The organism is Saccharopolyspora sp. NPDC047091 (assembly GCF_040643635.1).
In the GTDB taxonomy this organism is placed as follows: Bacteria; Actinomycetota; Actinomycetes; order Mycobacteriales; family Pseudonocardiaceae; genus Saccharopolyspora_C.
The window spans coordinates 1-26,214 of record NZ_JBEYUS010000081.1 but is presented as its reverse complement, the minus strand read 5'-3'; the positions used below and the strand labels follow the sequence as shown (position 1 = coordinate 26,214).

Genomic DNA, 26,214 nt, shown 5'->3' with positions numbered 1-26,214 from the left:
AGCTCGCCTGGGAGGAGACCCGCACCGACCCGCCCGAGGCCTGGCTGTTCGACGCGGAGGCCGCGGTCATCGCGCGCGCCGTGGACAAGCGGCGCCGCGAGTTCACCACCGTGCGGCACTGCGCCCGCACCGCCCTCGCGAAGGCCGGGGTGCCCGCCGCGCCCCTGCTGCCCGGTGAGCGCGGCGCGCCCGGCTGGCCGGACGGGGTGGTCGGCAGCATGACGCACTGCGCCGGCTACCGGGCCGCCGTCGTCGGGCTGCGGGACTCGGTGCTCACCGTCGGCATCGACGCGGAACCGCACGACGCGCTGCCGGACGGGGTGCTCAACGCGGTGACGCTGCCGGCGGAACGGCCGCGGATCGCGGCGCTGTCCACCGCGGACCCCTCGGTGCACTGGGACCGGATCCTGTTCAGCGCCAAGGAATCCGTGTACAAGGCGTGGTTCCCGCTCGCCCGGGAGTGGCTGGGGTTCGAGGACGCCGACCTCACCCTCGACCGGGACGGCACGTTCTCCGCGCGGCTGCTCAAGACCGGGCCCGAGGTGGAGGGCGAACCGCTCAGCTCGTTCACCGGCCGCTGGCTCGCCGACGACGGGCTCATCATCACCGCCATCACCCGCCTGCCGCGCTGATCTCGCGCACCCCACCGCAGGTGAATGACCCATCGGACCACGCAGCGTGGGCGAATGGGCCGTTCACCTGCGACGCGTCGGGTCAGTCGGCGGTGAGCACGAGCCCGCTGGTGGGGACGCCGGTTCCGGCGGTGACCAGCACGTTCGGCACGTCGGTGAGCTGGTTCGCGGCGGTGCCGCGGAGCTGGCGGACCGCTTCGGCGATGCCGTTCATGCCGTGCACGTAGGCCTCGCCGAGCTGACCGCCGTGCGTGTTGACCGGCAGCCGCCCGTCCAGCCCGATGCCGCCGTCGGCGATGAAGTGCCGCGCCTCCCCGCGCCCGCAGAACCCGAGTTCTTCCAGCTGCACCAGCACGAACGGCGTGAAGTGGTCGTAGAGCACCGCCGTCCGCACGTCCTGCGGCCCGAACCCGGCCTGCCCCCACAGCTGGCGGGCGACCAGCCCGAGCTCCGGGAGCGCCGCGAGCTCCTGGCGGTAGTAGCTGGTCATGGTGAACTGGTCCGGCCCGCTGCCCTGCGCCGCCGCGGCCACGACCGCGGGCGGGTGCGGCAGGTCCCGGGCCCGTTCGGCGCTGACCACGACGAGCGCGACGCCGCCGTCGCTCTCCTGGCAGCAGTCCAGCAGGTGCAGCGGTTCGGTGATCCACCGGGACGCCTGGTGCTCGGCGAGGGTGATGGGACGACCGTGGAACCAGGCGTTCGGGTTGGTGGCCGCGTGCGCGCGGTCGACGACGGCGACCCGGCCGAAGTCCTCGCTGGTGGCGCCGTACTCGTGCAGGTAGCGGCGGGCGAACATGGCGACCTGCGCGCCCGGGGTGCCGAGCCCGACGGGGTAGCTCCAGCTGTTGTCCACTCCGGACGAGGTGGGTGCGGCGGCCGCAGCGGCCTGCACTTGTCCGAACCGGTGCCCGGAGCGCTCGTTGAACGCCCGGTAGCACACCACGACATCCGCGACCCCGGCCGAGACGGCGAGCGCGGCCTGCTGCACGGTGGCGCAGGCGGCGCCGCCGCCGTAGTGCACCCGGCTGAAGAACCGCAGCTCCGGCACGCCCAGTTCGCGCGCCACCGCGATCTCGGTGTTCTCATCCATCGTGAACGTCACCAGTCCGTCCACATCGGACGGTTCGAGCCCGGCGTCGGCGATCGCGGCGCGCGCGGCTTCCGCGGCCAGCTGGAGTTCGCTGCGGCCGGAGTCCTTGGAGAACTCGGTGGCGCCGATCCCGGCGATGGCGGTCCGTCCCGCGAAGCTCATGCGTCCCCCTCCGGCAGCGCGACCCGGACGGTGCCGCGCAGGTGTTCGCCGAGTCCGTTGCGCCCCAGCACCTCCACCTCGAACTCGCCGTCGTCCGAGCGGGACAGCACCTGCCCGAACAGCGCCAGCACGTCGTGCGCGTAGCAGGGCGCGCCGAGCCGCACCGCCACCCCGCGCACCAGCGCCTCCGGTCCGGCCCAGTCGGTGACGTAGCGCTGCGCGAGCCCGGTGCTGGTGAGGATGTTGACGAAGATGTCCGCGGATCCCTTGGCCTGCGCCAGGTCCCGGTCGTGGTGCACGTCCTGGAAGTCGCGGGTGGCCAGCGCGCTGCTGACGATGAAGGTGGGCGTCATCGCCACCCGCACCTCCGGCAGCGACTCCCCCACCCGCACCTCGGTGGCGGTCCGGGTTCGTGGCAACGTGGTCATGCGGCACCTCCGGTCGGCCGCCAGAACGGCGTGGTGATCTCACCTTCGGCCCGGTAGTCCACCTGCACCCGCAGGCCGATCTCGACCCGGTCCGGTTCGACGCCGTGCAGCTCGCCGAGCATCCGCACCCCTTCGTCCAGCTCCACCAGCGCGATCACCAGCGGCAGCGCCTTGCCGGGCAGCGGCGGGTGGTGGTGCACCACGTAGCTGTAGACCTCGCCGAGACCGGCGGCGACCAGGTGCGTCGGCGAGGTCGCGCCGCACTCCGGGCACATCGGGCCGGGCGGGTGGCGCAGCAGGCCGCACCCGCCGCAGCGCTGGATGCGCAGCTCGCGGCGGGCGGTGCCCGCCCAGAAGTAGGCGGTGTCCCGGTTGACGGCGGGCAGGATGGCGGGGGCCGGTTCAGGTTCGGCGATCGGTTCGGGCGACTCCTGCTGCGGTGGGCGGAACTTCAGCATCCGGAACATCATCTCGGCGACCGGTTCCGCCCCGGAGTACCAGGTGCTGCGGGTGGTGACGAACCAGCCCTCGCCGAGCGCGGTGCGCTTGGGGCCGACCACCGATTCGAGCCGGGTGGTGACGCCGATCCGCTCGCCGTGGCGCAGGTAGCGGTGGTAGGTCTGCTCGCTGTTCGTCGCCACCACCGAGGTGAAGCCGTGCCCGTCCAGCTCGGTCATCATCGCGTGCAGCGGGTCGTCGGTGTCGAAGTCGGGGCGCAGCCCGGGCATCGTCCACACCTGCGCCATCGCGGGCGGCGCGACGAGTCCACCGTGGACGGACGTGGCGGCCGCGGATTCGTCGGTGTAGACGGGGTTCTCGTCGCCCAGCGCCTCCACCCAGTTGTTGATCATCGGCTGGTTCACCGGGTCCCGAGCGAGCCGCGGCCCCGACTCCCCCGCCGCCCGGATCCGCTCGGCCGCCGCCCGGACCTCCGCATCGACGTCCCGTCCCACCTGCACGTCCATCGCCGTACCCTCCGCTTCACCGGGGAACTCGGGGCAGCCCGAGTCCGGTCGTGGCGATCAGTTCCCGCTGGACCTCGTTGACGCCGCCGCCGAAGGTGAGCACCAGGTTCCGCTTGGCCTGCACGTCCAGCCAGTCCAGCAGCCGCCCGGTGCCGGGGTCGGCGGGGTCGCCGTGCCGGGCCACCACCTCCTCGAACAGCCTGCCCAAGGACTGGATCCGCTCGGAGGTGAGCACCTTCGTCGTCGAGGCGTCCGCCGCCGCCACCGGCCCGCCCGCGGCGACCTGCCAGTTCAGCAGTTCGTTCACCCGGGTGCAGGCGTGCGCGTGCGCCAGGGCGCGGCGCACGTCGGGCAGTTCCACCAGCGGGGTGCCGTCCGGGTCGTGGCGCACCGCAGCCCAGTCCCGGACCCGCGCGGCCATGCCGTCGAGGCGCCCGGCGGGCCCGAGCATGACCCGCTCGTGGTTGAGCTGGGTGGTGATCAGCCGCCAGCCGCGGTCCTGCTCCCCCACCAGCCGCGATGCGGGAACCCGGACGCCGCTGAAGTAGGTGGCGTTGACGTGGTGCGCCCCGTCGCAGGTGATGATCGGCGTCCACGAGTAGCCGGGGTCGGTGGTGTCCGCGATGAGGATCGAGATGCCCCGGTGCTTCGGCGCGTCCGGGTCGGTGCGGCAGGCCAGCCAGATGTGGTCGGCGTCGTGCGCGCCGGTGGTGAAGATCTTCTGCCCGTCCACCACGTAGTCGTCGCCGTCGCGGACCGCGCGGGTGCGCAGCGCGGCCAGGTCGGTGCCCGCGTCCGGTTCGGTGTAGCCGATGGCGAAGTGCAGCTCCCCGGCGAGGATCTTCGGCAGGAAGTGCGCCTTCTGCTCCGGCGTGCCGTGCGCCAGCAGCGTCGGGCCGACGGTCTGCAGGGTGACCGAGGGCAGCTGCACGTCGGCGCGCGCCGCCTCGCTGGCGAAGATGTGCTGGGCCACCGGGCCGAAACCGCGGCCCCCGTACTCCTCCGGCCAGCCGACGCCGAGCCACCCGTCGCGGCCCATCCGCCGCACCACGTCGCGGAACACCGCGCCGTGCCGGTCGGTGCCCATCGCGGCGCGTTCCGCGTCGCTGAGCAGGCCGCCGAAGTACTCGCGCAGTTCGGCGCGCAGCGCCTGCTGCTGCTCGGTGCAGTCGATGAACACGGGTGCTCCTCACCGCGGTGCGAGCCGGTCGGCCAGGGCGTCCACCGCGCGCCCGGGGCCGCCCAGCAGCCTGGTCAGGTCCTTCACCAGCGCGTGGTGCCGGTGCAGCGGGTAGGTGATGTCGAGCCCGATGCCGCCGTGCAGGTGGTGGCAGGTGTGCAGTGCCGCAGGGGCCTGGTCGGTGAGCCACAGGGCGGCGACCGCGAGGTCATCGTCCGCGGGGCGCCGCTCGTCGAGCCGCCAGCACGCGGCGAGCACCGCCAGGTGCAGGGTGCGGGCGGCGATGTGCACGTCGGCGATCTGCCCGGCCACGGCCTGGAACGCCGCGAGCGGCCTGCCGAACTGGGTGCGGGTGCGCACGTGCTCGGTGGTGAGCGCGAGCGCGCCCGCGAGGGCGCCGTCGCCGAGCGCGCAGATCCCGGCCCGCGCGCACCGCAGCAGGTCGGGCAGCGCGTCCGCACCGCCGAGCCGTTCGCCGCGCGCCCGCTCGAAGCGCACCGTCCACGCGGTGCCGCCGGACAGCGGGGTCGGGTCCAGTGCGACGCCGGCCGCGTCGGGCCGCACGAGCGCGACCGCGGTCCCGCCGCCTTCGACGGTGACCGGGACGAGGATCTCGCGGGCCGCGTCGACGGCGAGCACAGCGGTCTTGGTGCCCGTGACGAGCAGGTCCGCGCCGTCCGGCCGCGCCGAGGTACGAGGCGCGGCGGTCAGCGGCGCGGAGGGTTCGCCGAGCGCGGCGGTCAGCACCTGCCCGGACCCGACCTCGGCGAGCAGCCGGTCCTGCTGGTCGCGGGTGCCGTGCCGGGCCACCGGCAGCACGCCGAACGCGGTGGTCGCCAGGGCGGGGACCGGCGCGGCGTGCCTGCCTACTTCGGTGAGCAGCACGGCGGTGGCCAGCGGGCCGAGCCCGGCGCCGCCGAGTCGCTCCGGTACGGCGAGCGCGAGCAGCCCGGCGGCGGCCAGCGCCTTCCAGGTACGAGAACCGGTTTCGGCTTCGCTCCCGCCAGGCGCACCGCGGCTCCGATCGCGTTCGCGGGTGAGGACGTCGTTCGCCAGTTCCCGCAACGATTCATGCGTGTCGTCGAGCGCGAAATCCACATCGGCCCCCCGCGTCGCACAGCCGTACCTTGGATGAAACTTGTTCTAGTTCTAGCCGGAAGAGCGGTCCGTCCGCAAGCGTTCACCCCCGCGGCAGGCCGAGGACCCGCTCGGCCGCGACCGTGCGCAGCACCTGCGTGGTGCCCCCGGCGATGCTCAGGCAGCGGCTGAGCAGGAACTCCCGCGCCGGCCCCGCCGCGGCGCCGTCGGCCGCCGCGCCCTCCGGCCCGAGCAGCTCCAGCGCGGTCTCCGCGACCTGCTGGCGGTGCCGCACCCCGACGAGCTTCTCCACGCTCGCCTGCGCGCCGGGATCGCGTCCTTCCAGGCTCAGCAGCGTCGCCCGCAGCCGCAGCAGCGACACCGACAGGCCTTCCGCCACCCGCGCCCCGACCTGGTCGAGGCGTGGATCGTCGGCCGCGCGCGCCACCGCCAGCAGCGCCTCCACGTCCGCGCCCAGCGCGGAACCGCCGCCCATCGCGACCCGCTCGTTGGACAGGGTGGTGCGCGCCAGCCGCCAGCCCTGGCCGGGCTCGCCCACCACCTGCTCGTCGGGCACGAACACGCCGTCCAGGAACACCTCGTTGAACACCGACTCGCCGGTGATCTCCCGCAAGGGGCGCACGTCGATGCCGTCGGCGGCCATGTCCACCAGGAAGTAGGTGATGCCGCGGTGCTTCGGCGCGTCCGGATCGGTGCGGGCCAGGCAGATCGCCCAGTGCGCCTCGCGGGCCATCGAGGTCCACACCTTCTGCCCGTGCAGCCGCCAGCCGCCCGGCACCCGTTCGGCACGGGTGCGCAGCCCGGCCAGGTCGGACCCGGCCTCGGGTTCGCTGAACAGCTGGCACCAGGTGATCTCGCCGAGCGCGGTGGGCCGCACGAACCGCTCCCGCTGCGCGTCCGTGCCGTGTTCGAGCAGCGTCGGCACCGCCCAGCCACCGATCACCAGATCCGGGCGGACGACTCCGGCGGCACGCAGCTCCTCGTCGATCAGCAGCTGGAGCCCGGGCCCGGCGGCGAGGCCGTGCGGGCGGGGCCAGTGCGGGGCGAGGTACCCGGTGTCGACCAGCCGCGCCCGCAGCGCACCGGCCGGGGTGCGCGCGAGTTCTCCGGCGGTGGCGCGGACTTCCGCGCGCCGCTCCCGCACGTCCGCGGGCAGGTCGCCGCCGACGCCGAGAGTGCGGCGGGCACCGGAGAGGGCGAGTTCGGCGGTGCGCGCCCGCCACCCGCCGCCGCCGAGCCACTGCCGCAGCGCCACCGCGCGCCGCAGGTGCAGGTGCGCGTCGTGCTCCCAGGTGAAGCCGACGCCGCCGAGCACCTGCACGCAGTCCTTCGCGGCGTCCACCGCGGCGTCCAGCGCGACCGCCCCGGCCGCGGCGGCCGCGAGCGGGTGCTGGCCGGAGTCCTCGTCGAGCGCGCGCGCCGCGTCCCAGGCGAGCGCGGCGATCTGCTCGGCGCGGCACAGCATCTCGGCGCACAGGTGCTTGACGGCCTGGAAGCTCCCGATCACCCGGCCGAACTGCTCGCGGGTGCCCGCGTGCGCCACCGCCGCGCGCAGGCACCACCCGGCGACCCCGGAGGCCTCGGCGGCCGCGAGGGTCACCAGCACGTCGCGGACCCGCGCCGTGTCCAGCGCGGGCAGCAGCGCGTCGGGCCCGACCTCGACCGCGGCGAGCTCGATCCGGCCCAGCGAGCGGGAGAAGTCCAGCGCGCGGCGCGGCTCGATCCGGGCGCGGTCCGCGTCGAGCAGGAACCACGCGTCCCGCCCGTCCGGACCGCGCGCGGCGAGCAGCAGGTGCGCCGCGTCCGGTGCGGACGGCACCGGATCGACCACTCCGGACACGAGCAGTCCGCCGCCCGGACCCCCTTCGGCGACCAGCCGTCCGGACCCGGCCGCGACGGCCACCGGAGCCTTCCCCGCGGCCACTTCCGGGAGCACGGCGGGGAGATCTCCACCGCGGCCGAGCAGCACGCCGGCCGCGCAGGTCGAGGAGATCGGCCCGGGCGGCAGCGCTTCGGCCACCGCTTCGAGGGCCGCCGCCAGGTCGGCGACGCCGCCGCCCGCGCCACCGGCGCGTTCCGGCACGGCGATGGCGAACACCCCCAGCTCGGCCAGCTCGGCCCAGGACCGGCCCGGCGCCCACCGGGTGTCGGGTTCCTCGCGGGACCGCACTTCGCCGGTGCCGTCGAGCCGGTCGGCCCACGCCCGGATCGAGTCCCGCACGTCGCGTTGCAAGTCGGTGCTCGCGATCGGCATCGCGCCCTCCCACGCCGAGGAACCATTGGTAGAACACGTTCTACCTGATTCGGGGTGTTCCTGCGTAGGCTCGGCGGGACAGCCGGACCCGAAAGGACTCACGTGACACCGACCGCCGCGACCGACACCCCCAGCCTGCCGCCCGAACTCGCGGCGAAGGCCGAGCGGGCGATCGGCTTCATGCCCGCCGACGAAGGGCTGGCGCTGCACCGCGCCGCCCTCGACTTCCTCGGCACCGGGCTGGCCGTCGAGGTCGGGTCCTACTGCGGGAAGTCGACGATCTACCTGGGCGCGGCGGCCCGCGCCACCGGCGGCCGCATCGTCACCGTCGACCACCACCGCGGTTCCGAGGAGCACCAGCCCGGCTGGGAGTACCACGACCCGGACCTGGTCGACCCGCAGGTCGGCAAGCTCGACACGCTCGGGGTGTTCCGCCGCACGATCGCCGACGCGGGGCTGGAGGACGAGGTGGTCGCGGTCGTCGGCAGCTCCCGCACCACCTCGTCGTTCTGGCGGAGCCCGCTGAACCTGCTGTTCGTCGACGGCGGGCACACCGACGACGCGGCGAACACCGACTTCGAAGGCTGGGCGCCGTGGGTCGTCCCCGGCGGGGCGCTGGTCATCCACGACGTGTTCCCGGACCCGGCCGACGGCGGGCAGGCGCCGTACCGGATCTACCGGCGCGCGATCGACGGCGGGAACTTCCGGGAGGTCCGCCAGGTCGGCTCGCTGCGCGTGCTGGAACGCATCGCGGGCGAAACCGGCACCCTCTGACCCCGCTCCCACACCAGGTGAATGGCCCATCGGACCGGTGAGACCGGTCGAATGGGCCATTCATCTGCTAGTCGGTGACCAGTTCGGAGAGCCGCGCGGGGCAGCCGCAGGCGTCGTCGACCGGGCGCGCGCCCGCGGGCGGGCCCGGGCGGGCGGTGTGGAAGATCGCGGCGCCCGGCGTCGCGCGGCACAGCGCGTCCGCGGCCAGCACCACCGCCGCCCCCGTCCACGTGGTGCGCTCCACCGGCCACCGCTTGCCGTCGGAGTAGACCAGGCCGGTCCAGTACGAACCGTCCTCCTCGCGCAGGTGCTGCATCGCGGCCAGCGCCTGCACCGCCAGCTCCCGCCGCCCCAGCAGCTCCAGGCTCAGCACCAGCTCGCAGGTCTCCGCGCCGGTCACCCACGGGTTGTCGTCCACGCACCGCACGCCGAGCCCGTCGACGAAGAAGTCCGACCAGCGCCGCATGATCCGGTCGTGGCCGGTGGCGTCGCGCAGCGGCCCGCCCAGGACCGGGTAGTACCAGTCCATCGCGTAGCGGTCCTTCGCCGCGAACGCCTCCGGGTGGTGGCGCAGCGCGTGCGCCAGCCGCTCCAGCGCCACCTCCCAGTCCGGCTGCGCGACGCCGAGGTGCTCGGCCAGCGCCAGCGCGCACACCAGGCTGTGGTGGATGCTGGCGCTGCCCGCCAGCAGCGCCTCCCCCGCGACCTCGCCGCCGGTGCCCCGCGCCCAGGCGACCTCGCCGCGGACCTGCTGCAGGCCCAGCACGAAGTCGATCGCCCGCCGCACCACCGGCCACATCCGCTCGGCGAACCCGTCGTCGCCGGTCGTGCTGACGTGGTGCCAGACGCCGACCGCCGGGTAGGCGCAGAAGTTGCTGTCCGACGCGGCGTCCTCCACCGCGCCGTCCCGCACCTGCAGCGGCCACGAACCGTCCGCGCGCTGCGTCGCCCGCAACCACTCGTAGGCGCGTTCCGCCTCGGCGGTCAGCCCGGCCGCCGACAGGGCCATCGCCGACTCCACGTGGTCCCACGGGTCCACGTGCCCGCCGGGGAACCACGGCACCGCGCCGGAGCGCAGCTGCACCGCGGCGATGGACCGCGCGGTCTCCCGCACCTGCGGCGCGGAGATCACCCCGTCGACGGCCGGCAGGTCAGGCACCCACGACCCCCGGCTTGTACAGGTACACCGCCAGGCTCTTGCCGAGCACCGGGTTCAGCGCGGACTCGACGGTCCGGGTCAGCCACGGCTTCTGCATCAGGTCCCACACCAGCAGCTTGTGGTAGAGCTTCGGCAGCGGGTGGTCCCCGTTGTCCACGCCCACCGCGCACTTGAGCCACCAGTACGGCGAGTGCAGCGCGTGCGCGTGGTGGTGGTGCACCTCGCGCAGCCCGGCCTCCCGCAACCGGCCGATCAACTGCTCGCGCCGGTAGATGCGCACGTGCCCGCCCTCGACCTGGTGGTACTCGTCGGACAGCGCCCAGCAGATCCGCTCCGGCCACTGCCGCGGGACCGTCACCACGACCCGGCCGCCGGGACGCACCACGCGCACCAGTTCGCGCATGGCCTTCTCGTCCTCCGGGATGTGCTCCATGATCTCGGAGGCGATGACCTGGTCGAAGTGGTCGTCCGGGAACGGCAGGCCGAGCGCGTCCCCGCTGACCGTCGTCGCCGACGCCCCCTCCGGCACCTCACCGGCGGCGGCCATCGCGCCGAACATCGTCTCCACCTCGGCGAGCGCCTCGGTGTCCTGGTCGAAGGCCACCACGTTCGCGCCCCGCCGCAGGTATTCGAAGGAGTGCCGTCCGGCACCGCACCCGAGGTCCAGCACCCGCTGACCCGCCCGCACGCCGAGCAGGTCGAAATCCACCGTCAGCACCGCTTGCCCACCATTTCCGCCTCCGCTTCGGCATACCGTTCCGCGGTGGCCGCGGCCACCGACGCCCAGCTGTACTCGCGCAGCACCCGCTGCCTGCCGTTCTCGCCCATCCGGCGCCTGCGCTCCGGGTCGTCCAGCAGCGCGCCGAGCGCCCCGGCGAGCGCTTCGGCGTCCCCGGGCGGCACCAGGTCGGCGCACTCCCCGTCGGGTCCGGCGACCTCCGGGATCGCGCCCGCGCGGCTGGCGACCAGCGGGGTGCCGCAGGACATCGCCTCCACCGTGGGCAGCGAGAAGCCCTCGTAGAGGGAGGGCACGCAGGCGATCTCGGCCGAACCGACCAGCTCGGCGAGCTCCTCGTCGCTGATGCCGCTGACGGTGCGGACCGCGCCGGAGATGTCCAGCTCGTCGATCAGCCGCTCGGTCGGCCCGCCCGGCGTCGGCGAGGCGATGAGAACGAGTTCCACCTCGCGCTCGGTGCGCAGCTTCGCCACCGCCTCCAGCAGCGTGCCGACGCCCTTGAGCGGGGTGTCCGCGCTGGCCATCGCGACGATCCGGCCGGGCACCCGCGGGCGCTGCGGCGGCCGGAAAACCTCGTGGTCCACGCCGAGCGGCACCACCCGCAGCCGTCCCGGTTCCACGCCGAAGTCCTCGACGATGTCGCGGGCCGAGGACTCCGAGACGGTGAGCAGCTCGGGGATGCGCCGCGCCACCCGGCCCTGCATCCGCAGGAACCCGTACCAGCGGCGCACGCCGAACCGGCGCCAGCCCTCGGCCGCGGCCAGCTCCAGCCTGCGATCGTGGGTGATCGGGTGGTGCACGGTCGCCACCAGCGGCAACCCGGCGCGGCGCAACCCGAGCAGCCCGTAGCCGAGGCACTGGTTGTCGTGCACCACGTCGAACTCGTCGGCGCGCGCCCGCAGCAGCTTCGCCGCGCGCAGGCTGAACGTGAGCGGTTCCGGGAAGCCCGCCGACCACATGGTGGCGACCTCCAGCACGTCGGTGAGGTCGCGCAGCTCCCGCCAGTGCGGGGTGCGGAACGGGTCGGGTTCCCGGTACAGGTCCAGGCTCGGCACCCGGGTCAGCTCGACGCCCGGGTCCAGGTCCGGGTAGGGCGGACCGGAGAACACCTCGACGCGGTGGCCGAGCGCGACCAGTTCGCGGCTCAGGTTCCGGACGTAGACGCCTTGCCCGCCGCAGTGCGGCTTGCTCCGGTACGACAGCAGCGCTACTCGCACGAATTCACCTCGCAGGGCCGCCGCGGCACGCAACGGGTAGAGTGGAACATGTTCTCATCCAGGCATGCGGCCGGCGCAGCCCCGCCGGGAGGGACGCCGCCCGCGCGGGCGGCGCAGCGAGACCGACGCACGAGAGGACCGACCTCATGAACGCCATGCCGCGACGCGGTGCCGCGAGCAGCGCGGCGAGCCTGCTGGCCGACGACCAGGGCGGTTCGGCGGCGCAGAACGCGCGCCGCAAGCGGATCATCGACGCCACCATCGCCCTCGCCGGGAAGGGCGGCTACGAGGCCGTGCAGATGCGCGCGGTGGCGGAGAAGGCCGACGTGGCGCTGGGAACGCTCTACCGGTACTTCCCGTCGAAGATCCACCTGCTGGTGACCGGCCTGGCCCGCGAGTTCGAGCGTTCGCTGGACCGGCTGGACCGCAGCAAGATCCCCGGCGACACCCCGTACGACCGGGTGCTGCACGTGCTGTCCCGCACGACCCGCACCATGCAGCGCAATCCGCAGCTGACCGAGGCGATGACGCGGGCGTTCATGTTCGCCGACACCTCGGCGGCGACCGAGGTGGACGCCGTCGGCGCGCTGACCGAGTCCCTGTTCAGCGGGGCGATGACCACCGGCGACGAGGAGCCGACCGACGAGCAGCGCGCGATCGCCCGCGTGATCGCGGACGTGTGGCTGTCCAACCTGGTCGCCTGGGTGACCCGCCGCGCCTCGGCCACCGACGTGGCGAACCGGCTGGAGCTCACGGTTCGCCTGCTGCTGCGCTGAATCCGGGCGCGCGCCGTGCCGCCGTCCCATCACGCCTGCCGGTAGCGGTCGACACCGTCCGAAGTGGACCGGTGCAGGCGGCCGCGCTCGACCAGCACGTCCAGGTGCGCCAGGGTCTCGCCGACGGCCAGGATCCGGTTGAACTCGTCCAGCTCGGCGAAGGCCCGCTCCCGGCGCGTCCAGCCGAGCGCGCTCGCGGTCTCGAAACCGGTGGCCGCACCGGCGAGCACCGCGGCCTCCGTCTGGTCGAGGCGGCGCTCGTGGTGGTCGAGGAGTTCGGCGACCCTGGCGTGCGCGCTGCCGGTGACCGGCCCGTGCGCGGGCAGCAGCCGCAGGTCCGGCAGCTCGCCGACCAGCCGCAGCGAGCTCAGGTAGTCGCCGAGCGGCAGCGGGGTGCGGGCGGCCTCCAGGCCGATGGATGGGGTGATGTGCGGCAGCACGTGGTCCCCGGCGAACAGCAGCCCGTTCGCCGCGTCGACGAACACGACGTGCCCGCGGGTGTGGCCGGGGGTCTCCAGCACGCGCAGCGTCCGGGTGCCGACCCGGACCTCGGCGCCGTCCGGCAGCCACTCGTCGGGCTGCTCGTAGTCCTGCTCCGGTCCGCCGCCGTCGCCGACCAGCGCGTCGCGGACCATCGCGGCGAGCTCGTCGGCGCCGGCGCGTTCCAGCTTGCCGAGCTGCCGGTCCGCGGTGCCGTCCAGCAGCGCCTCCAGCGAGGGGCGTTCGCCCGCGCCGAGGGCGATGGTGGCGCCGGTCTCGGCGCGCAGCCGCACCGCGAGGGTGTAGTGGTCGCGGTGCAGGTGGGTGACCAGGAACCGGCGCACGTCGCCGATCCCGCGCCCCAACAGCCCGAGGGCGCTCTCCAGCGCCTCGCGCGCCTCCGGCAGCGCCCACCCGGCGTCGACGAGGGCGAGCCCGTCGCCGTCCTCCAGGGCGTAGACGTTGACCGCGCGCAGACCGTCGCCGGGCATGGGCAGCGGAATCCGGTGCACCCCGGGCGCGACCTCGAACGCACCCGGCTCGATCCACTCGTGCCGCCCGCGCGCCACGTCCACGTCCACCAACCGAACCTCCCGGATCACAACCTCGCCCCTGGCAAGGTAAACGTGAAATGTCCTCAGAAGGTCACGTGCGGTCTAGAACACACCTCCCGGGTGGGGCCCGGAGCGCCGTCCGGCCTGGTTCGACGCCCCGCGGACGGGCGCGCGGACCCATCCGCACCCGGCCGACCAGCGATGGCCCCACCGAGCAGGAATCCTGACATCGGATCGGTGATCCCCGCCACGTGGCCCCGGCCGCGTCAACCGCCGAGCCGTTCGAGGACGGTGACGTTCGCGGTCCCGCCGCCCTCGCACATCGTCTGCAGGCCGTAGCGCCCACCGGTGCGCTCCAGCTCGCCCAGCAGGGTCGCCATCAGCTTCGTCCCCGTCGCGCCCAGCGGATGCCCCAGCGCGATCGCGCCGCCGTTCGGGTTGACCTTCGCCGGATCCACGTCGATCTCCCGCTGCCAGGCCAGCACCACGCTCGCGAACGCCTCGTTGATCTCCACCACGTCCAGGTCGGCAGCGGACAGCCCCGCCCGGCGCAGCGCGTGCCGGGTCGCCTCGATCGGCGCGGACAGCATCAGCACCGGATCGTCGCCGCGAACGCTCAGGTGGTGGATCCGGGCCCGCGGGCGCCAGCCGTGCGCGGCCACCGCCCGTTCCGAGGCGACCAGCAGCGCCGAGGCGCCGTCGGAGAGCTGGCTGGACACCCCGGCGGTGAGCAGCCCGTCCGGCCGCAGCGGCGCGAGCGCGGCCAGCTTCTCCGGCCCGGTGTCCCGGCGCGGCCCCTCGTCCCGCTCGACCCCGGCGACCGGCACCAGCTCGGCGTCGAAGCGGCCCTCGTCGATCGCGGTGATCGCCCGCCGGTGGCTGCGCAGCGCGAACTCCTCCATCTCCTCCCGCGTGACGCCCCAGCGGCGCGCGATGAGCTCGGCGCCCCGGAACTGGGTCACCTCGGCGTCGCCGTAGCGCCGCTGCCAGCCGTGCGAGCCCGAATCCGGCCCGTAGGCCACCGGGAAGTCCAGCCCCTCCGCGGCGCGCAGCGCGCTGCCGATCGGGATGGCGCTCATGTTCGCCACCCCGCCCGCCACCACCACGTCCGCGGTGCCGCTGAGCACGGCCTGCGCGGCGAAGTGCACCGCCTGCTGCGAGGAACCGCACTGCCGGTCGATCGTCACGCCCGGCACGTGCTCCGGGAAGCCCGCGGCGAGCCAGCCGGTGCGGGCGATGTTGCCCGCCTGCGCGCCGACCGCGTCCACGCAGCCCCACAGCACGTCGTCCACCTCGCCGGGATCGGCACCGGTGCGCCGCACCAGCGCCTGCAGCACGTGCGCGGACAGGTCCGCCGGGTGCACCCCGCTGAGCCCGCCGCCGCGCTTGCCCACCGGGGTCCGCAGCGCGTCGACGATGTACGCCTCGGTCATGTCGCTCCCGTCGTTCCGGCCCTGTTCGGATTCACGCCCCGTACACCGGTTCCGGTGCGGGGTCGCGGCGCAGCAGGTCGTGCACCACCGCGCCGAGTTCCGCCGGATCGCGACGCCGGCCCGCGTCGTCGCCCGCGCCGTGGCGCCAGCCGGTCATCAGCCGCACCTCGCCGCCCTGCACCTCGAAGACGCGGCCGGTGACGGCGGCCGATTCGGCGCTGCCGAGCCACACCACCAGCGGGGAGACGTTCTCCGGCGCCATCGCGTCGAAGCCGTCCCCGTCCGGGCGGGCCATGTCGGCGGCGAACACCTGCTCGGTCATCCGGGTGCGCGCCGCCGGGGCGATCGCGTTCGCGGTGACGCCGTAGCGGCCGAGCTCGGCGGCCGCGTTCACCGTCAGCGCGGCGATGCCCGCCTTCGCCGCCGCGTAGTTGCCCTGCCCGACGCTGCCGAGCAGGCCCGCGCCGGAGCAGGTGTTCACGATCCGCGCGTCCACCCGCTCCCCCGCCTTCGCCCGGTCCCGCCAGTGCGCGGCGGCGTGCCGCACCGTCGCGGCGTGGCCCTTGAGGTGGACGCGCAGCACCTCGTCCCACTCCTGTTCGGCGAGGTTCACCAGCATCCGGTCCCGCACGAAGCCCGCGTTGTTCACCAGCACGTCCAGCCGCCCGAAGGTCTCCACCGCGCGCCCCACCAGCCGCTCGGCCTGCGCCCAGTCGGCCACGTCGGACCCGTCGGCGACGGCCTCACCTCCGGCGTCCCGGATCTCCGCGACGACCGCGTCGGCGGCCGCCGCGTCCCCACCGGCGCCGTCGAGCCCGACGCCGATGTCGTTGACCACCACCGACGCGCCCTGGCGGGCGAACTCCAGCGCGTGGGCGCGGCCGAGGCCGCGGGCCGCGCCGGTCACCACGACCACCCTGCCCGCGCAGATTCCCGTCACGGCCACCTCCTGCTCGTCGTCGGGCGCCGATCAGCCCGGCGCCTGGAACCGCTCGGCCGGCCGCGCCAGGTTCGGGTGCGGCTCACCGCCGCCGTGCACGGACAGCACGTCCCCGGTCAGGTAGCCCGCCAGCGGTGAGGCGAGGAACGCGCACAACGCGCCGACCTCCTCCGGTTCCGCCGGGCGGCCCAGCGGAATCCCCTCCGCGAAGCCGGAATCCCGCGCCGTGGCGCCGAAGTGCTCGGCGAAGTTCTCGGTGCTCGCCACCCCGACCGCGACCGCGTTCACCCGCACCGCGGGCGCGAACTCCAGCGCGAGCGTGCGGGTCAGGTTCTCCAGCCCGGCCTTCGCGGCCGCGTAAGCGGCGATGGTGGGCGCGGGCCGCCGCGCCGCCACGCTGCTGATCATGGTGATGGAGCCGCCGGTCTCCCGCAGCACCGGCCACGCCCGCTGGCTGACCAGCAGCGGTGCCAGCAGGTTCAGCTCGACGACCTTCGCGTGGAACCGCGGCGAGGCGGTGGCGGTGTCCGCGGGCGGTGCGCCACCGGCGTTGTTCACCACCGCGTCGAGCCTGCCCTCCGCGCGCACGATCGCCGCGATCAGCTCGTCCACCTGGTCCGGATCGCGCACGTCGGCCGTCCGGAACTCGGCCGCCGGCGGCACCTCCGGCGGGTTCCGGGAGCACACCCACACCCGCGCGCCCGCGCGCCGCAGCACCGCCGCGATGCCCGCGCCGATACCGCGCGTCCCGCCGGTCACCAGCGCGACCCTGCCGGACAGGTCGATCTCGACGCCCATGACACCCCTCCGGAATTCGTTGCGGCTGCGGGGAAATCCGGTGCCGCGCCGCCTCTGGCGGGAACTTCGCGGCGGTTGCTACCGTATCAGGATCAACCTAACAAGTGCTAGGTTCGGTGATGCCATGACAGTCCGAATCCACCGCCACGACAACGGAATCGCGGTGCTGACCGTCGACCACCCACCGGTGAACGCGCTCCCCGCGCGCGGCTGGTTCGAACTCGCCGCCGCCGTCCGCGGGCAAGGCGCCGATCCCGACGTCCGGGTGCTCGTGCTGCGGGCCGAGGGCCGCGGGTTCAACGCGGGCGTGGACATCAAAGAACTCGCCGCCGATCCCGGGCACGACAAGCTGATCGAGGTCAACCGCGGCTGCTACGAGGCCTTCCGCGAGGTCTACGAATGCCCGGTGCCGGTGCTCAGCGCGGTGCACGGGTTCTGCCTGGGCGGCGGCATCGGGCTGGTCGGGAACTCGGACGTGGTGCTGGCGAGCGAGGACGCCTACTTCGGGCTGCCGGAGGTGGACCGGGGCGCGCTCGGCGCCGCCACCCACCTGTCCCGGCTGGTGCCGCCGCACTTCGCGCGCGCCATGTTCTACACCGGGCGCACCGTCTCGGCCCGGCGGCTCGCGGACTTCGGCTCGGTGTGGGACGTCGTCGAACCGGCCCGGCTGCACGCGGCGGCGCTGGAGCTCGCGGGTGAGATCGCGGCGAAGGACCCGCTGGTCATCCGCAAGGCCAAGGAATCGCTCAACGGCATCGACCCGGTCGACGTGCACCGCAGCTACCGGTTCGAGCAGGGCTTCACCTTCGAGCTCAACCTCAGCGGGGTGTCCGACCGGGCGCGGGCGGAGTTCGTGCACGGCGACTCCGAGCGGGGACGGTGAGGGCGGTGCGGGACAAGCTGGTGAGCCCCGACGAGATAGCGGGGCGCCTGCGCAGCGGGATGACCATCGGCATCGGCGGCTGGGGTTCCCGGCGCAAGCCGATGGCGCTGGTGCGGGCGATCCTGCGCACCGAGGTGCGCGATCTGACGCTGGTCTCCTTCGGCGGCCCGGACGTCGGCCTGCTGGCCGCGGCGGGCAGGCTGCGGAAGGTGGTGCACGGGTTCGTGTCGCTGGATTCGATCCCGCTGGACCCGCACTTCCGGGCGGCGCGCCAGCGCGGAGAACCGGCGGTCGCCGAGTACGACGAGGGCATGGTGCTGGCGGGCCTGCGCGCCGCGGCGGCGCGGCTGCCGTTCTTGCCGACCCGCGCCGGGCTCGGCTCCGACGTGCCCGCGCTCAACCCGGAGCTGCGCACGGTGCGCTCCCCCTACCCGGACGGCGAGGAGCTGCTGGCGATGCCCGCGCTGCGGCTGGACGCGGCGCTGGTGCACCTCAACCGCGCCGACCGGCACGGCAACGCCCAGTACCTCGGGCCCGACCCGTACTTCGACGACCTGATGTGCGCCGCCGCCGACCACGGCTACCTCAGCTGCGAACGGGTGGTGCCGACCGGGGAACTGCTGCGGGCCGGGCCGGTGCAGTCGCTGCTGCTGGACCGCACCCACGTGGACGCGGTCGCGGAGACCCCGCGTGGCGCGCACTTCACCTCGTGCGCCCCGGACTACGAGCGGGACGAGGCGTTCCAGCGCCGCTACGCCGCGGCGGCCGCCGACGAGGCGAGCTGGCGGGCGTTCCACGACGAGTTCCTCGCCGGGGACGAACGGTCCTACCAGGCCGCGGTGGACGCGGCGCGGGAGGTGGACGGGTGATGGACGCGACCAGGGCGGAGGTGTGCGCCGTGGCCTGCGCCGACAGCTGGCGCGACGCCGGGGAGGTGCTGGCCTCCCCGTTCGGGCTGATCCCCGCGCTCGGCGCCCGGCTGGCCCGGCTGACCACGGCCCCGGACCTGCTGCTCACCGACGGGGAGGCGGTGCTGCTGGCCGAACCGCCCCCGCTGGGCCGCGAGTCCGAGGCGGCCACCGCCGAGGGCTGGATGCCGTACCGGCGGGTCCTCGACCTGCTCGCGGGCGGGCGCAGGCGGGTGATGATGGGCGCCACCCAGCTCGACCGGCACGGCAACCAGAACATCTCCCGCATCGGGCCGTGGGAGCGGCCGAAGGTGCAGTTGATCGGGGTGCGCGGGGCGCCGGGCAACAGCGTCAACCACGTCACGAACTACTGGGTGCCGAAGCACGGCGAGCGCACCTTCGTGGAACGCGTCGACCTGGTCTGCGGCGTCGGGCACGACCGGGCCACCGGTGCCGCCGGTCGGTTCCACGACGTGCGGGTGGTGGTCACCGACCTGGCGGTGCTCGACTTCGCCGGGCCGGACCGGACGATGCGGCTGCGCTCGGTGCACCCGGGCACGACCGTGCGCGAAGTGCAGGAGCGCACCGGCTTCGAGCTGGACACCTCCGCGGTCGCCGAGACCCGGGTGCCCACGGGCGAGGAGCTGGAGCTGATCCGCGGCAGGCTGGACCCGGACGGGCTGCGGCACCGGGAGGTGCCCGCGTGAGCGCGCCGCGGCTGGACACCGCGCTGTGCCGGTTGACCGGGGTGCGCCATCCGATCGTGCAGACCGGGATGGGCTGGGTCGCCGGGCCGCGGCTCGTGTCGGCCACCGCGGAGGCGGGGGCGCTCGGCATCCTCGCCTCCGCCACCATGAGCCACGAGCGGCTGGCCGCCGCGATCCGGGAGGTCCGGGAGCGCACCGACCGGCCGTTCGGGGTGAACCTGCGCGCCGACGCCGCCGACGCCGAACAACGGGTGGACCTGCTCATCCGCGAACGGGTGCCGGTCGCCTCGTTCGCGCTGCTGCCCGCCGAACGGCTCGTCGGCAGGCTCAAGGACGCGGGCGTCGTGGTGATCCCGTCCGTCGGGGCGCGCAGGCACGCCGAGAAGGTCGCCGCGTGGGGCGCGGACGCGGTGCTGGTGCAGGGCGGCGAAGGCGGCGGCCACACCGGGCCGGTCGCCACCACCGTGCTGCTGCCGCAGGTGCTGGACGCGGTGGACCTGCCGGTGATCGCCGCGGGCGGGTTCTTCGACGGCCGCGGGCTCGCCGCCGCGCTCTGCTACGGCGCGGCCGGGATCGGGATGGGCACCCGGTTCCTGCTCACCAGCGACAGCCCGGTGCCGGACGAGGTGAAGCGGCGCTACCTCGCCGCGGGCGCGCACGAGGCGCTGGTGACCGAGCGGGTGGACGGGATGCCGCACCGGATGCTGCGCAGCGCGCTCACCGACACCGCCGAATCCCGGTGGCGGCGGCTGCCCGGCGCGCTGCGGCGGGCGGCGGCGTTCAAGGCCGGCAGCGGGCTGACCTGGCGCGCGGTGCTCGCCGAAGGCCGGTCGATGCGGCGCCGCCGCGAGATGCCGTGGAGCGCGGTGCTGCTGGCCGCCAACACGCCCGCGCTGATCGAGGCGGGCCTGGTGCGCGGCGACACCGAGGCCGGCGTGCTGCCCGCCGGGCAGGTGGTGGGCGCGCTCGACGAGCTGCCCGGTTGCGCGGACCTGGTGGCGCGGATCGTCGCGGACGCCGCCCGCGTGCTCGGCGAGACCGCCGCGAGGGTCAGCCCCGCTGCGCCATGATCCCCTCGCACAGCAGCGCCACGTGCTGGTCGGCGATGACCTGCGCGTTGAGCCTGCCGCGCGGGTTGTACCAGTGCACGGTGGTCCACACCGTGTCCCGGATGAACCGGTAGGCGATCTTGACGTGCAGGTCGTCGCGGAACACGCCGTCCTGCTGCCCCTGCTGCAGCACCTTGGTCCAGGTGCGCTCGAAGTCGTTGCCCGCGCGGCGCAGGTAGGCGAAGCGGTCGAACTGCGCCAGGTACATGGCCTCGTTCTGGTAGATCGTCACCGCCGAGCGGTACCGGTCCATGGCCTGGAACGAGCGGCGCACCAGCTCGGTGATGGTGGCGCGCGGGTCGAGGTCCTCGCGCAGCACCTCGGCGTAGAGCTCCTGCTGGTAGCCGAGGAACTCGCGCAGGATCTCGTCGACCATCGACTCCTTGGAGTCGAAGTGGTGGTAGAGGCTGCCGGACAGGATGCCCGCGGCGTCGGCGATCTCGCGGACGGTGGTGACCACGAATCCCCGTCGGGCGAACAGTTCCGCGGCGATCGCGAGCAGTTCCGCCCGCCGCCGCGAGCCGGTCGCCTCCACGGCCGTCCCGGCCGAGCGCTTGCTTCCCACCATGCCGCCATCCTCTCACCACGCCGAGGTCGATGGCCCATTCACCCGTTCTGCTCGGTCGAATGGGCCACTCACCTGCGGTGCTCGCTCGCCGGGACTCAGGGGTGCTGGCTGCTGACCGAGAGGACTTCCCCGGTCAGGTAGGTGGCGTAGTCGGAGGCGAGGAACACGATGGTGTTCGCGACCTCCCAGGGCTCGGCGGACCGGCCGAACGCCTCGCGGGATTCGAGCTCCGCGAGCAGTGGCGCGGAGGTCACCTTCGCCAGGTGCGGGTGCAGCACCAGGCTCGGCGCCACCGCGTTCACCCGGATCCCGTGCTCGGCGGCGTCGAGGGCGGCGCACCGGGTCAACGCCATCACCCCGGCCTTCGCGGCCGCGTAGTGCGCCTGCCCGGCCTGCGCGCGCCAGCCGACCACCGAGGCGTTGTTCACCACCGCTCCTCCGCCGCCGGCGTCCCGGAAGTGCCGGATCGCGGCGCGGGTGCAGCGGAACGTGCCGTTGAGGGTGACGTCGAGGACGCCGTCCCACTGCTCGTCGGTCATGTCCTGGATCGCGGCCGTGCCGCCGAGCCCGGCGTTGTTGACGACCACGTCGAGCCGCCCGAACTCATTGGTGGCGGCGTCGAACAGGTGCCGCACCTGCTGCTCGTCGGTGACGTCGCACGGCACCGCGAGCACCTCCGCGCCGGGCAGCGCGGCGAGTTCCGCCCGGGTGTCCTCCAGCCGCCGCTCGTGCCGGTCGCTGAGCACGACGCGGGCGCCTTCGCGCAGCATCCGGCGCGCGGTGGCCGCGCCGATCCCGGTGCCCGCGGCCGCGGTGACGAGCGCGGTCCGGCCGGTCAGCAGCGCGTGCGGCGCGGGTTCGGCGGGAGCGGTCACGGCCGGGCCTCCTTCGGCAGGCCGAGCACCCGCTCGGCGATGATGGTGCGCTGGATCTCGTTGGAGCCGCCGTAGATGGTGTCGGCGCGGGAGAACAGGAACAGCCGCTGCCGCTCGTCGAGCTCGTACGGCGCGCCGGCCGCGACCAGCCCGGCTGCTCCGGCGACCTCCATCGCGAGTTCGCCGAGGCCGCGGTGGAAGGTGGCCCAGTACAGCTTCGCGGTGGAGGCCTCCGGTCCCGCGGTGCCCTCGGCGACGCCGGTCAGGGTGCGCAGCGCGTGGAACCGCATCACTTCCAGCCCGATCCACGCCCTGCTGATCGCGTCCCGCAGCACGGGGTCGTCCATCGCCCCGTTGCGGCGGGCGAGGGCGGTGATGCGTTCCAGTTCGCGCCGGAACACCACCTGCTGGTCGATGGTGCCGACGCCGCGTTCGAAGCCGAGGGTGCCCATCGCGACCCGCCAGCCCGCGCCGGCCTCGCCGACGAGGTGGGAGGCGTCGGTGCGGGCGCCGTCGAAGAACACCTCGTTGAACTCGGAGGTGCCGGTGAGCTGGACGATGGGCCGCACCTCGACGCCGTGCTGCCGCATCGGCACCAGCAGGCAGGACAGCCCGCGGTGGCGCTGCCCCGGCGGTCCGGTGCGGGCGAGCAGGAAGCACCAGTCCGCCTGGTGCGCCAGCGAGGTCCACGTCTTCTGCCCGTCGATCACCCAGTCCGGCCCGTCGCGGCGCGCCCGGGTGGACACGTTCGCCAGGTCCGAGCCCGCGGACGGTTCCGAGTAGCCCTGGCACCACAGCTCCCGGACCGCGACGATCTCCGGCAGGAACCGGCGCCGCTGCTCCGCGCTGCCGAAGGCGATGAGCGTGGGGCCGAGCAGCTCCTCGCCGACGTGGCCGACGCGCACCGGTGCCTCGGCCCGCGCGTACTCCTCGTGGAAGATCACCTGCTGCGCGGTGGAGGCACCGCGGCCCCCGTGCTCCACCGGCCAGCCCAGGCAGGTCCAGCCGCCCGCCGCGAGCAGCCGGTCCCAGGCGAGCCGCACCTCGAACGCCTCGTGCTCGCGCCCCGGCCCGCCCAGCCCGCGGGCGTCGGCGAACTCGCCGGTGAGGTGGTCGCCGAGCCAGTCGCGGACCTCGCGGCGGAACGCCGCTTCGGCCGGGCTGTCGGTGAGATCCATCCGGGCACCGCCTTCCACCTCGCGGTTCGGATTCTCCAGCAGTGCAGCCGAAAATCAACCCCTACCAAGCACTTGCTAGTGTCGGTTAGCCTCGGGTGGCCGGGCGACTCCCGCGACGAGGAGCAGACGATGGCCGACGACGAACCGGTGGTGCGCTACGAGCGGGTCGAGCGGACCGCCGTGGTGACGATGAACCGGCCGCGGTACCGCAACGCGCAGAACTCCGCGATGACCTACGCGCTCGACGACGCCTTCTACCGGGCCTGCGCCGACGACGAGGTCGCGACGATCGTGCTGGCCGGGGCGGGCGAGCACTTCTCGGCGGGCCACGACATCGGCTCGCCCGGCCGGGACGCGGACGTGGACTTCGAGCGCCGCGCCGGGCTGTGGTGGGGCCACGTCGGCAAGTCCGGCGGCGAGTCCCGCTTCGCCCGCGAGCAGGAGGTGTACCTGGGCATGTGCCGCCGCTGGCGGGAGATGCCGAAACCGGTGATCGCGAGCGTGCAGGGCGCGTGCGTGGCGGGCGGGCTGATGCTGGCGTGGGTGTGCGACCTGGTCGTGGCAGCCGAGGACGCGTTCTTCGCCGATCCGGTGGTGCGGATGGGGATTCCGGGCGTCGAGTACTTCGTGCACCCGTGGGTGCTGGGGCCGCGGGTCGCGAAGGAACTGCTGTTCACCGGCAGGAAGCTGAGCGCGCGGCGGGCGCACGAGATCGGCATGGTCACCGAGGTGGTGCCGCCCGACCGGCTCGCCGAGACCTCGCTGGCGCTGGCCGCGGAGGTCGCGGCGATGCCCCGGTTCGGGCTGGCGCTGGCGAAGAAGGCCGTCAACCAGGCCGAGGACCTGATGGGCAGGCACAGCGGACTCGACTCGGCGTTCGGGCTGCACCACCTGGCGCACGCGCACAACGCCGAGGTCGGCGGCGACTCGCTCGCCGGGATGGACGCGAAGGGCATGAAACGGGCCGCCGACGACGGCCCGACTCGCTGAACCGGAGGCCGCCGTGGACCTGAGCTTCTCCGCCGAGGACCTGGCGTTCCGCGACGAGGTGCGGGCGTGGCTCGCGGCCCACCTGCCGCCGGAACCGCTGCCGTCGCTGGAGACCGCGCCCGGGTTCGCCGCGCACCGCGCGTGGGAACGCGTCCTGCACGAAGCCCGGCTGTCGGTGGTGTCCTGGCCGGTGGAGTTCGGCGGCCGGGACGCGTCCCTGGTGCGGTGGCTGCTGTTCGAGGAGGAGTACCACGCGGCCGGGGCGCCGGGCCGGGTCGGGCAGAACGGCATCTTCTTGCTGGCGCCGACGATGTTCGAGCACGGCACGCCGCGGCAGCGGGAGCGCTACCTGCCGCCGATGGCGTCCGGGGCGGAGATCTGGGCGCAGGCCTGGTCGGAACCGGAGGCGGGCAGCGACCTCGCCGGGATCCGCAGCCGCGCCCACCGGGTGCCGGGCGGCTGGCGGCTGTCCGGGCAGAAGACGTGGAGCTCGCGGGCCGCCTTCGCCGACCGCGCGTTCGGGCTGTTCCGCACCGATCCGGACGCGCAGCGGCATCGCGGGCTCACCTACTTCCTGTTCCCGCTGGACGCCGAAGGCGTGGTGGTGCGCCCGATCCCCCGGCTGGACGGGAAACCGGCGTTCGCGGAGATCTTCCTGGACGAGGTGTTCGTGCCGGACGAGGACGTGCTCGGCGGCGTCGGCGAGGGCTGGCGGGTCGCGATGAGCACCGCGAGCAGCGAACGCGGCCTGTCGCTGCGCAGCCCCGGCCGGTTCCTGGCGGCGGCGCGCCGGCTGGTGCGGGCCTGGCGGGCGCGCGACGCGGACCCGGAGGTGCGGGATGGGGTGGTGGACGCGTGGGTCGGCGCGCAGGCCTACCGGCTGGCGACCTTCGAGACGGTGACGGAGGTGCTCGACGGGGCGCGGATCGGCGCGGAGGCGAGCCGCAGCAAGCTGTTCTGGTCCGAACTGGACATCGCGCTGCACGAGACGGCGCTGGAGCTGCTCGGCCCGGACGGCGAGCTGGCCGCCGACTCCCCGGGCGCGCCGGACGGCGGGTCGTGGGCGGAGGGCCACCTGTTCGCGCTGGCCGGGCCGATCTACGCGGGCACCAACGAGATCCAGCGCAACGTCGTCGCCGAGCGGCTGCTCGGCCTGCCCCGGGAGCCGCGATGAGGTTCACCCGCACCACCGCCCAGCAGGACATGGCCGAGTCGCTGCGCGCGCTGCTGACCGGCGCGGACGGGCCCGCGGTGGCGCGCGCCTGGGCGGGCGGGGACGCGGCGCCGTGGTGGGGCTGCTGGGAGCGGCTCGGCGAGGTGGGGGTGTGCGGCGTCGCGGTGCCCGGCGAGCTCGGCGGGCTCGGGCTGGGCGCGGTGGAGACCGCGGTGTGCCTGGAAGAACTCGGCTACGCGGGACTGCCCGGTCCGGTCGTGGAGACCGTGGCGGTCGCGCCCGCGCTGCTGGCGGGCAGCGACGATCAGCACCGGCTGCCGGAACTCGCCGTCGGCCGGGCGGTGTTCGCGGTCGCCTTCGACGAGGTGGTGCCGCGCGCGCTGGACGCCGACGTGGCCGCGGCCGCGTACCGCTGCGCCGGGCCGCAGGTGTTCCGGGCGGAGCCCGTCGGTGCGCCGGAGCGGTCGATCGACCCGGCGCGGCGGCTCTGCGCGCTCGGTTCCGCGGGCACCGCGGTGGCCGGGGCGCACCCGGCGGCGGCGTTCGACGCCGGGGTGCTGGCGTGCGCGGCGCAGCTGCTCGGCATCGGGCGGCGACTGCTGGACGACTCGGTGCGGCACGTGCGGGACCGGCACCAGTTCGGCAGGCCGGTGGGGAGCTTCCAGGCGGTCAAGCACCGGCTGGCGGACGTGGCGCTGCGGCTGGAGTTCGCGCGGCCGCTGCTGCACGGGGCGTGCCTGTCGCGGGACGCGGGCACACCGCTCGCACCGCGCGACGCGTCGGCGGCGAAGCTCGCGGCGGCCGAGGCCGCGCACCTGGCCGCGCGCACCGCGTTGCAGGTGCACGGCGCGATCGGCTACACCGCCGAACATCCGCTGCACCTCTGGTCGCTGAAGGCCACCGCGCTGCGCGGTGCCTGGGGCGGCCCGTCCTGGCACCGGCGACGCATCGCGGACGCCCTCGCCACCGGGAACACCACGAACATCGGAACCTGACACCCCATCCACGAACCCGGGTGCCGGGCCAGATCGTTCTCCTGTCAGCGGCGCAGCCGCTGAGCTGACGACCACGTACGCCACCGGCACCGCGGCGGGTTCTCAGCTGTTCCCTCGCGAGGACAGCGATTTCTCCTGTGGCGGAGCCACC

The 26,214-nt window shown here is 74.5% G+C and carries 26 protein-coding genes; 10 read left to right on the top strand and 16 right to left on the bottom strand.

Annotation, left to right across the window (positions count from 1 at the left end; genetic code table 11):
* Positions 1–632, top strand: a 632-nt coding sequence (locus ABZ805_RS25645) for a 4'-phosphopantetheinyl transferase superfamily protein (RefSeq protein WP_358445267.1), incomplete at its 5' end; no start/stop codon positions are given.
* An 82-nt stretch (positions 633–714) separates the two neighbouring features.
* Here the strand turns inward: ABZ805_RS25645 and ABZ805_RS25640 are convergent.
* The 6 genes from ABZ805_RS25640 to ABZ805_RS25615 form a co-directional block, all read right to left on the bottom strand.
* Positions 715–1,884 (bottom strand): lipid-transfer protein, encoded by a 1,170-nt coding sequence (locus ABZ805_RS25640; protein ID WP_358445264.1) that lies wholly within the window; start codon positions 1,882–1,884, stop codon positions 715–717.
* A complete protein-coding gene (locus tag ABZ805_RS25635; protein WP_358445272.1) occupies positions 1,881–2,237 on the bottom strand; it encodes an acyl dehydratase in 357 nt (118 codons plus the stop codon). Before ABZ805_RS25635 ends, ABZ805_RS25640 begins: the two co-directional genes overlap by 4 nt.
* Before the next feature lie 71 nt (positions 2,238–2,308).
* A complete protein-coding gene (locus tag ABZ805_RS25630; protein WP_358445261.1) occupies positions 2,309–3,277 on the bottom strand; it encodes an OB-fold domain-containing protein in 969 nt (322 codons plus the stop codon).
* A 16-nt stretch (positions 3,278–3,293) separates the two neighbouring features.
* Positions 3,294–4,457, bottom strand: coding sequence for an acyl-CoA dehydrogenase family protein (locus ABZ805_RS25625; protein WP_358445258.1), 1,164 nt, complete (start codon positions 4,455–4,457; stop codon positions 3,294–3,296).
* A gap of 9 nt (positions 4,458–4,466) precedes the next feature.
* On the bottom strand, positions 4,467–5,555 hold the full coding sequence (locus tag ABZ805_RS25620) for an acyl-CoA dehydrogenase family protein (RefSeq protein ID WP_358445255.1): 1,089 nt from the start codon (positions 5,553–5,555) through the stop codon (positions 4,467–4,469).
* Between the two features lie 82 nt (positions 5,556–5,637).
* A complete protein-coding gene (locus ABZ805_RS25615; protein WP_358445253.1) occupies positions 5,638–7,809 on the bottom strand; it encodes an acyl-CoA dehydrogenase in 2,172 nt (723 codons plus the stop codon).
* Between the two features lie 102 nt (positions 7,810–7,911).
* Here ABZ805_RS25615 and ABZ805_RS25610 point away from each other — a divergent pair, with 102 nt between their 5' ends.
* A complete protein-coding gene (locus ABZ805_RS25610; RefSeq protein ID WP_358445250.1) occupies positions 7,912–8,583 on the top strand; it encodes a class I SAM-dependent methyltransferase in 672 nt (223 codons plus the stop codon).
* 67 nt (positions 8,584–8,650) lie between these two features.
* On the opposite strand, the gene ABZ805_RS25605 is transcribed toward ABZ805_RS25610, so the two are convergent.
* The 3 genes from ABZ805_RS25605 to ABZ805_RS25595 are packed head-to-tail and all read right to left on the bottom strand — an operon-like array spanning position 8,651 to position 11,695.
* Positions 8,651–9,742, bottom strand: coding sequence for a prenyltransferase (locus ABZ805_RS25605; protein WP_358445247.1), 1,092 nt, complete (start codon positions 9,740–9,742; stop codon positions 8,651–8,653).
* Entirely contained in the window at positions 9,735–10,460 is a 726-nt protein-coding gene (locus tag ABZ805_RS25600) for a class I SAM-dependent methyltransferase (protein ID WP_358445244.1), read from the bottom strand. The genes ABZ805_RS25605 and ABZ805_RS25600 overlap by 8 nt, the downstream gene beginning before the upstream one ends.
* The gene (locus ABZ805_RS25595) at positions 10,454–11,695 is read right to left on the bottom strand and encodes a glycosyltransferase family 4 protein (RefSeq protein WP_358445241.1); all 1,242 of its coding nucleotides are present in this window, start codon (positions 11,693–11,695) and stop codon (positions 10,454–10,456) included. Before ABZ805_RS25595 ends, ABZ805_RS25600 begins: the two co-directional genes overlap by 7 nt.
* Positions 11,696–11,841: 146 nt before the next feature.
* On the opposite strand from ABZ805_RS25595, the gene kstR reads away from it, so the two are divergent.
* A complete protein-coding gene (gene kstR / locus ABZ805_RS25590) occupies positions 11,842–12,471 on the top strand; it encodes a cholesterol catabolism transcriptional regulator KstR (protein ID WP_358445238.1) in 630 nt (209 codons plus the stop codon).
* Positions 12,472–12,500: 29 nt separating this feature from the next.
* Here the strand turns inward: kstR and ABZ805_RS25585 are convergent, their stop codons facing one another.
* From ABZ805_RS25585 to ABZ805_RS25570, 4 genes are all read right to left on the bottom strand, one after another.
* Positions 12,501–13,532: an MBL fold metallo-hydrolase gene (locus ABZ805_RS25585; RefSeq protein WP_358445235.1), complete on the bottom strand. Its 1,032-nt coding sequence runs from the start codon at positions 13,530–13,532 to the stop codon at positions 12,501–12,503.
* Between the two features lie 239 nt (positions 13,533–13,771).
* Complete coding sequence (locus ABZ805_RS25580; RefSeq protein ID WP_358445232.1) at positions 13,772–14,938, bottom strand: acetyl-CoA C-acetyltransferase; 1,167 nt, start codon at positions 14,936–14,938, stop codon at positions 13,772–13,774.
* A 31-nt stretch (positions 14,939–14,969) separates the two neighbouring features.
* Complete coding sequence (locus ABZ805_RS25575) at positions 14,970–15,878, bottom strand: SDR family oxidoreductase (protein WP_358445229.1); 909 nt, start codon at positions 15,876–15,878, stop codon at positions 14,970–14,972.
* A 30-nt stretch (positions 15,879–15,908) separates the two neighbouring features.
* The gene (locus ABZ805_RS25570) at positions 15,909–16,676 is read right to left on the bottom strand and encodes an SDR family oxidoreductase (RefSeq protein ID WP_358445226.1); all 768 of its coding nucleotides are present in this window, start codon (positions 16,674–16,676) and stop codon (positions 15,909–15,911) included.
* A 124-nt stretch (positions 16,677–16,800) separates the two neighbouring features.
* Between ABZ805_RS25570 and ABZ805_RS25565 the strand changes: the two genes are divergently transcribed.
* The 4 genes from ABZ805_RS25565 to ABZ805_RS25550 are packed head-to-tail and all read left to right on the top strand — an operon-like array spanning position 16,801 to position 20,244.
* On the top strand, positions 16,801–17,559 hold the full coding sequence (locus ABZ805_RS25565) for an enoyl-CoA hydratase family protein (protein ID WP_358445223.1): 759 nt from the start codon (positions 16,801–16,803) through the stop codon (positions 17,557–17,559).
* Between the two features lie 5 nt (positions 17,560–17,564).
* Entirely contained in the window at positions 17,565–18,428 is an 864-nt protein-coding gene (locus ABZ805_RS25560) for a CoA-transferase (RefSeq protein ID WP_358445220.1), read from the top strand.
* A complete protein-coding gene (locus ABZ805_RS25555; protein ID WP_358445217.1) occupies positions 18,425–19,174 on the top strand; it encodes a CoA-transferase in 750 nt (249 codons plus the stop codon). Before ABZ805_RS25560 ends, ABZ805_RS25555 begins: the two co-directional genes overlap by 4 nt.
* Before the next feature lie 11 nt (positions 19,175–19,185).
* Complete coding sequence (locus ABZ805_RS25550) at positions 19,186–20,244, top strand: nitronate monooxygenase (RefSeq protein WP_358445270.1); 1,059 nt, start codon at positions 19,186–19,188, stop codon at positions 20,242–20,244.
* Here the strand turns inward: ABZ805_RS25550 and ABZ805_RS25545 are convergent.
* The 3 genes from ABZ805_RS25545 to ABZ805_RS25535 all read right to left on the bottom strand — a co-directional run bounded on the left by ABZ805_RS25545 (position 20,225) and on the right by ABZ805_RS25535 (position 22,904).
* A complete protein-coding gene (locus ABZ805_RS25545; RefSeq protein WP_358445215.1) occupies positions 20,225–20,851 on the bottom strand; it encodes a TetR/AcrR family transcriptional regulator in 627 nt (208 codons plus the stop codon). The two genes, ABZ805_RS25550 and ABZ805_RS25545, sit on opposite strands and share 20 nt — an antisense overlap.
* A 95-nt stretch (positions 20,852–20,946) precedes the next feature.
* Entirely contained in the window at positions 20,947–21,726 is a 780-nt protein-coding gene (locus ABZ805_RS25540; RefSeq protein ID WP_358445212.1) for an SDR family oxidoreductase, read from the bottom strand.
* Positions 21,723–22,904 carry an acyl-CoA dehydrogenase family protein gene (locus ABZ805_RS25535; protein WP_358445209.1) on the bottom strand — a complete coding sequence of 394 codons (1,182 nt, stop codon included), beginning with the start codon at positions 22,902–22,904 and terminating at the stop codon, positions 21,723–21,725. The genes ABZ805_RS25540 and ABZ805_RS25535 overlap by 4 nt, the downstream gene beginning before the upstream one ends.
* A 129-nt stretch (positions 22,905–23,033) precedes the next feature.
* Between ABZ805_RS25535 and ABZ805_RS25530 the strand changes: the two genes are divergently transcribed.
* Genes ABZ805_RS25530 through ABZ805_RS25520 form a run of 3 tightly spaced genes read left to right on the top strand, consistent with a single transcriptional unit; the run spans position 23,034 to position 26,063 of the window.
* Positions 23,034–23,894: an enoyl-CoA hydratase gene (locus ABZ805_RS25530; protein ID WP_358445206.1), complete on the top strand. Its 861-nt coding sequence runs from the start codon at positions 23,034–23,036 to the stop codon at positions 23,892–23,894.
* Between the two features lie 13 nt (positions 23,895–23,907).
* Entirely contained in the window at positions 23,908–25,068 is a 1,161-nt protein-coding gene (locus ABZ805_RS25525; protein WP_358445203.1) for an acyl-CoA dehydrogenase family protein, read from the top strand.
* On the top strand, positions 25,065–26,063 hold the full coding sequence (locus tag ABZ805_RS25520; protein WP_358445200.1) for an acyl-CoA dehydrogenase family protein: 999 nt from the start codon (positions 25,065–25,067) through the stop codon (positions 26,061–26,063). The genes ABZ805_RS25525 and ABZ805_RS25520 overlap by 4 nt, the downstream gene beginning before the upstream one ends.
* Positions 26,064–26,214 lie beyond the last annotated feature (151 nt).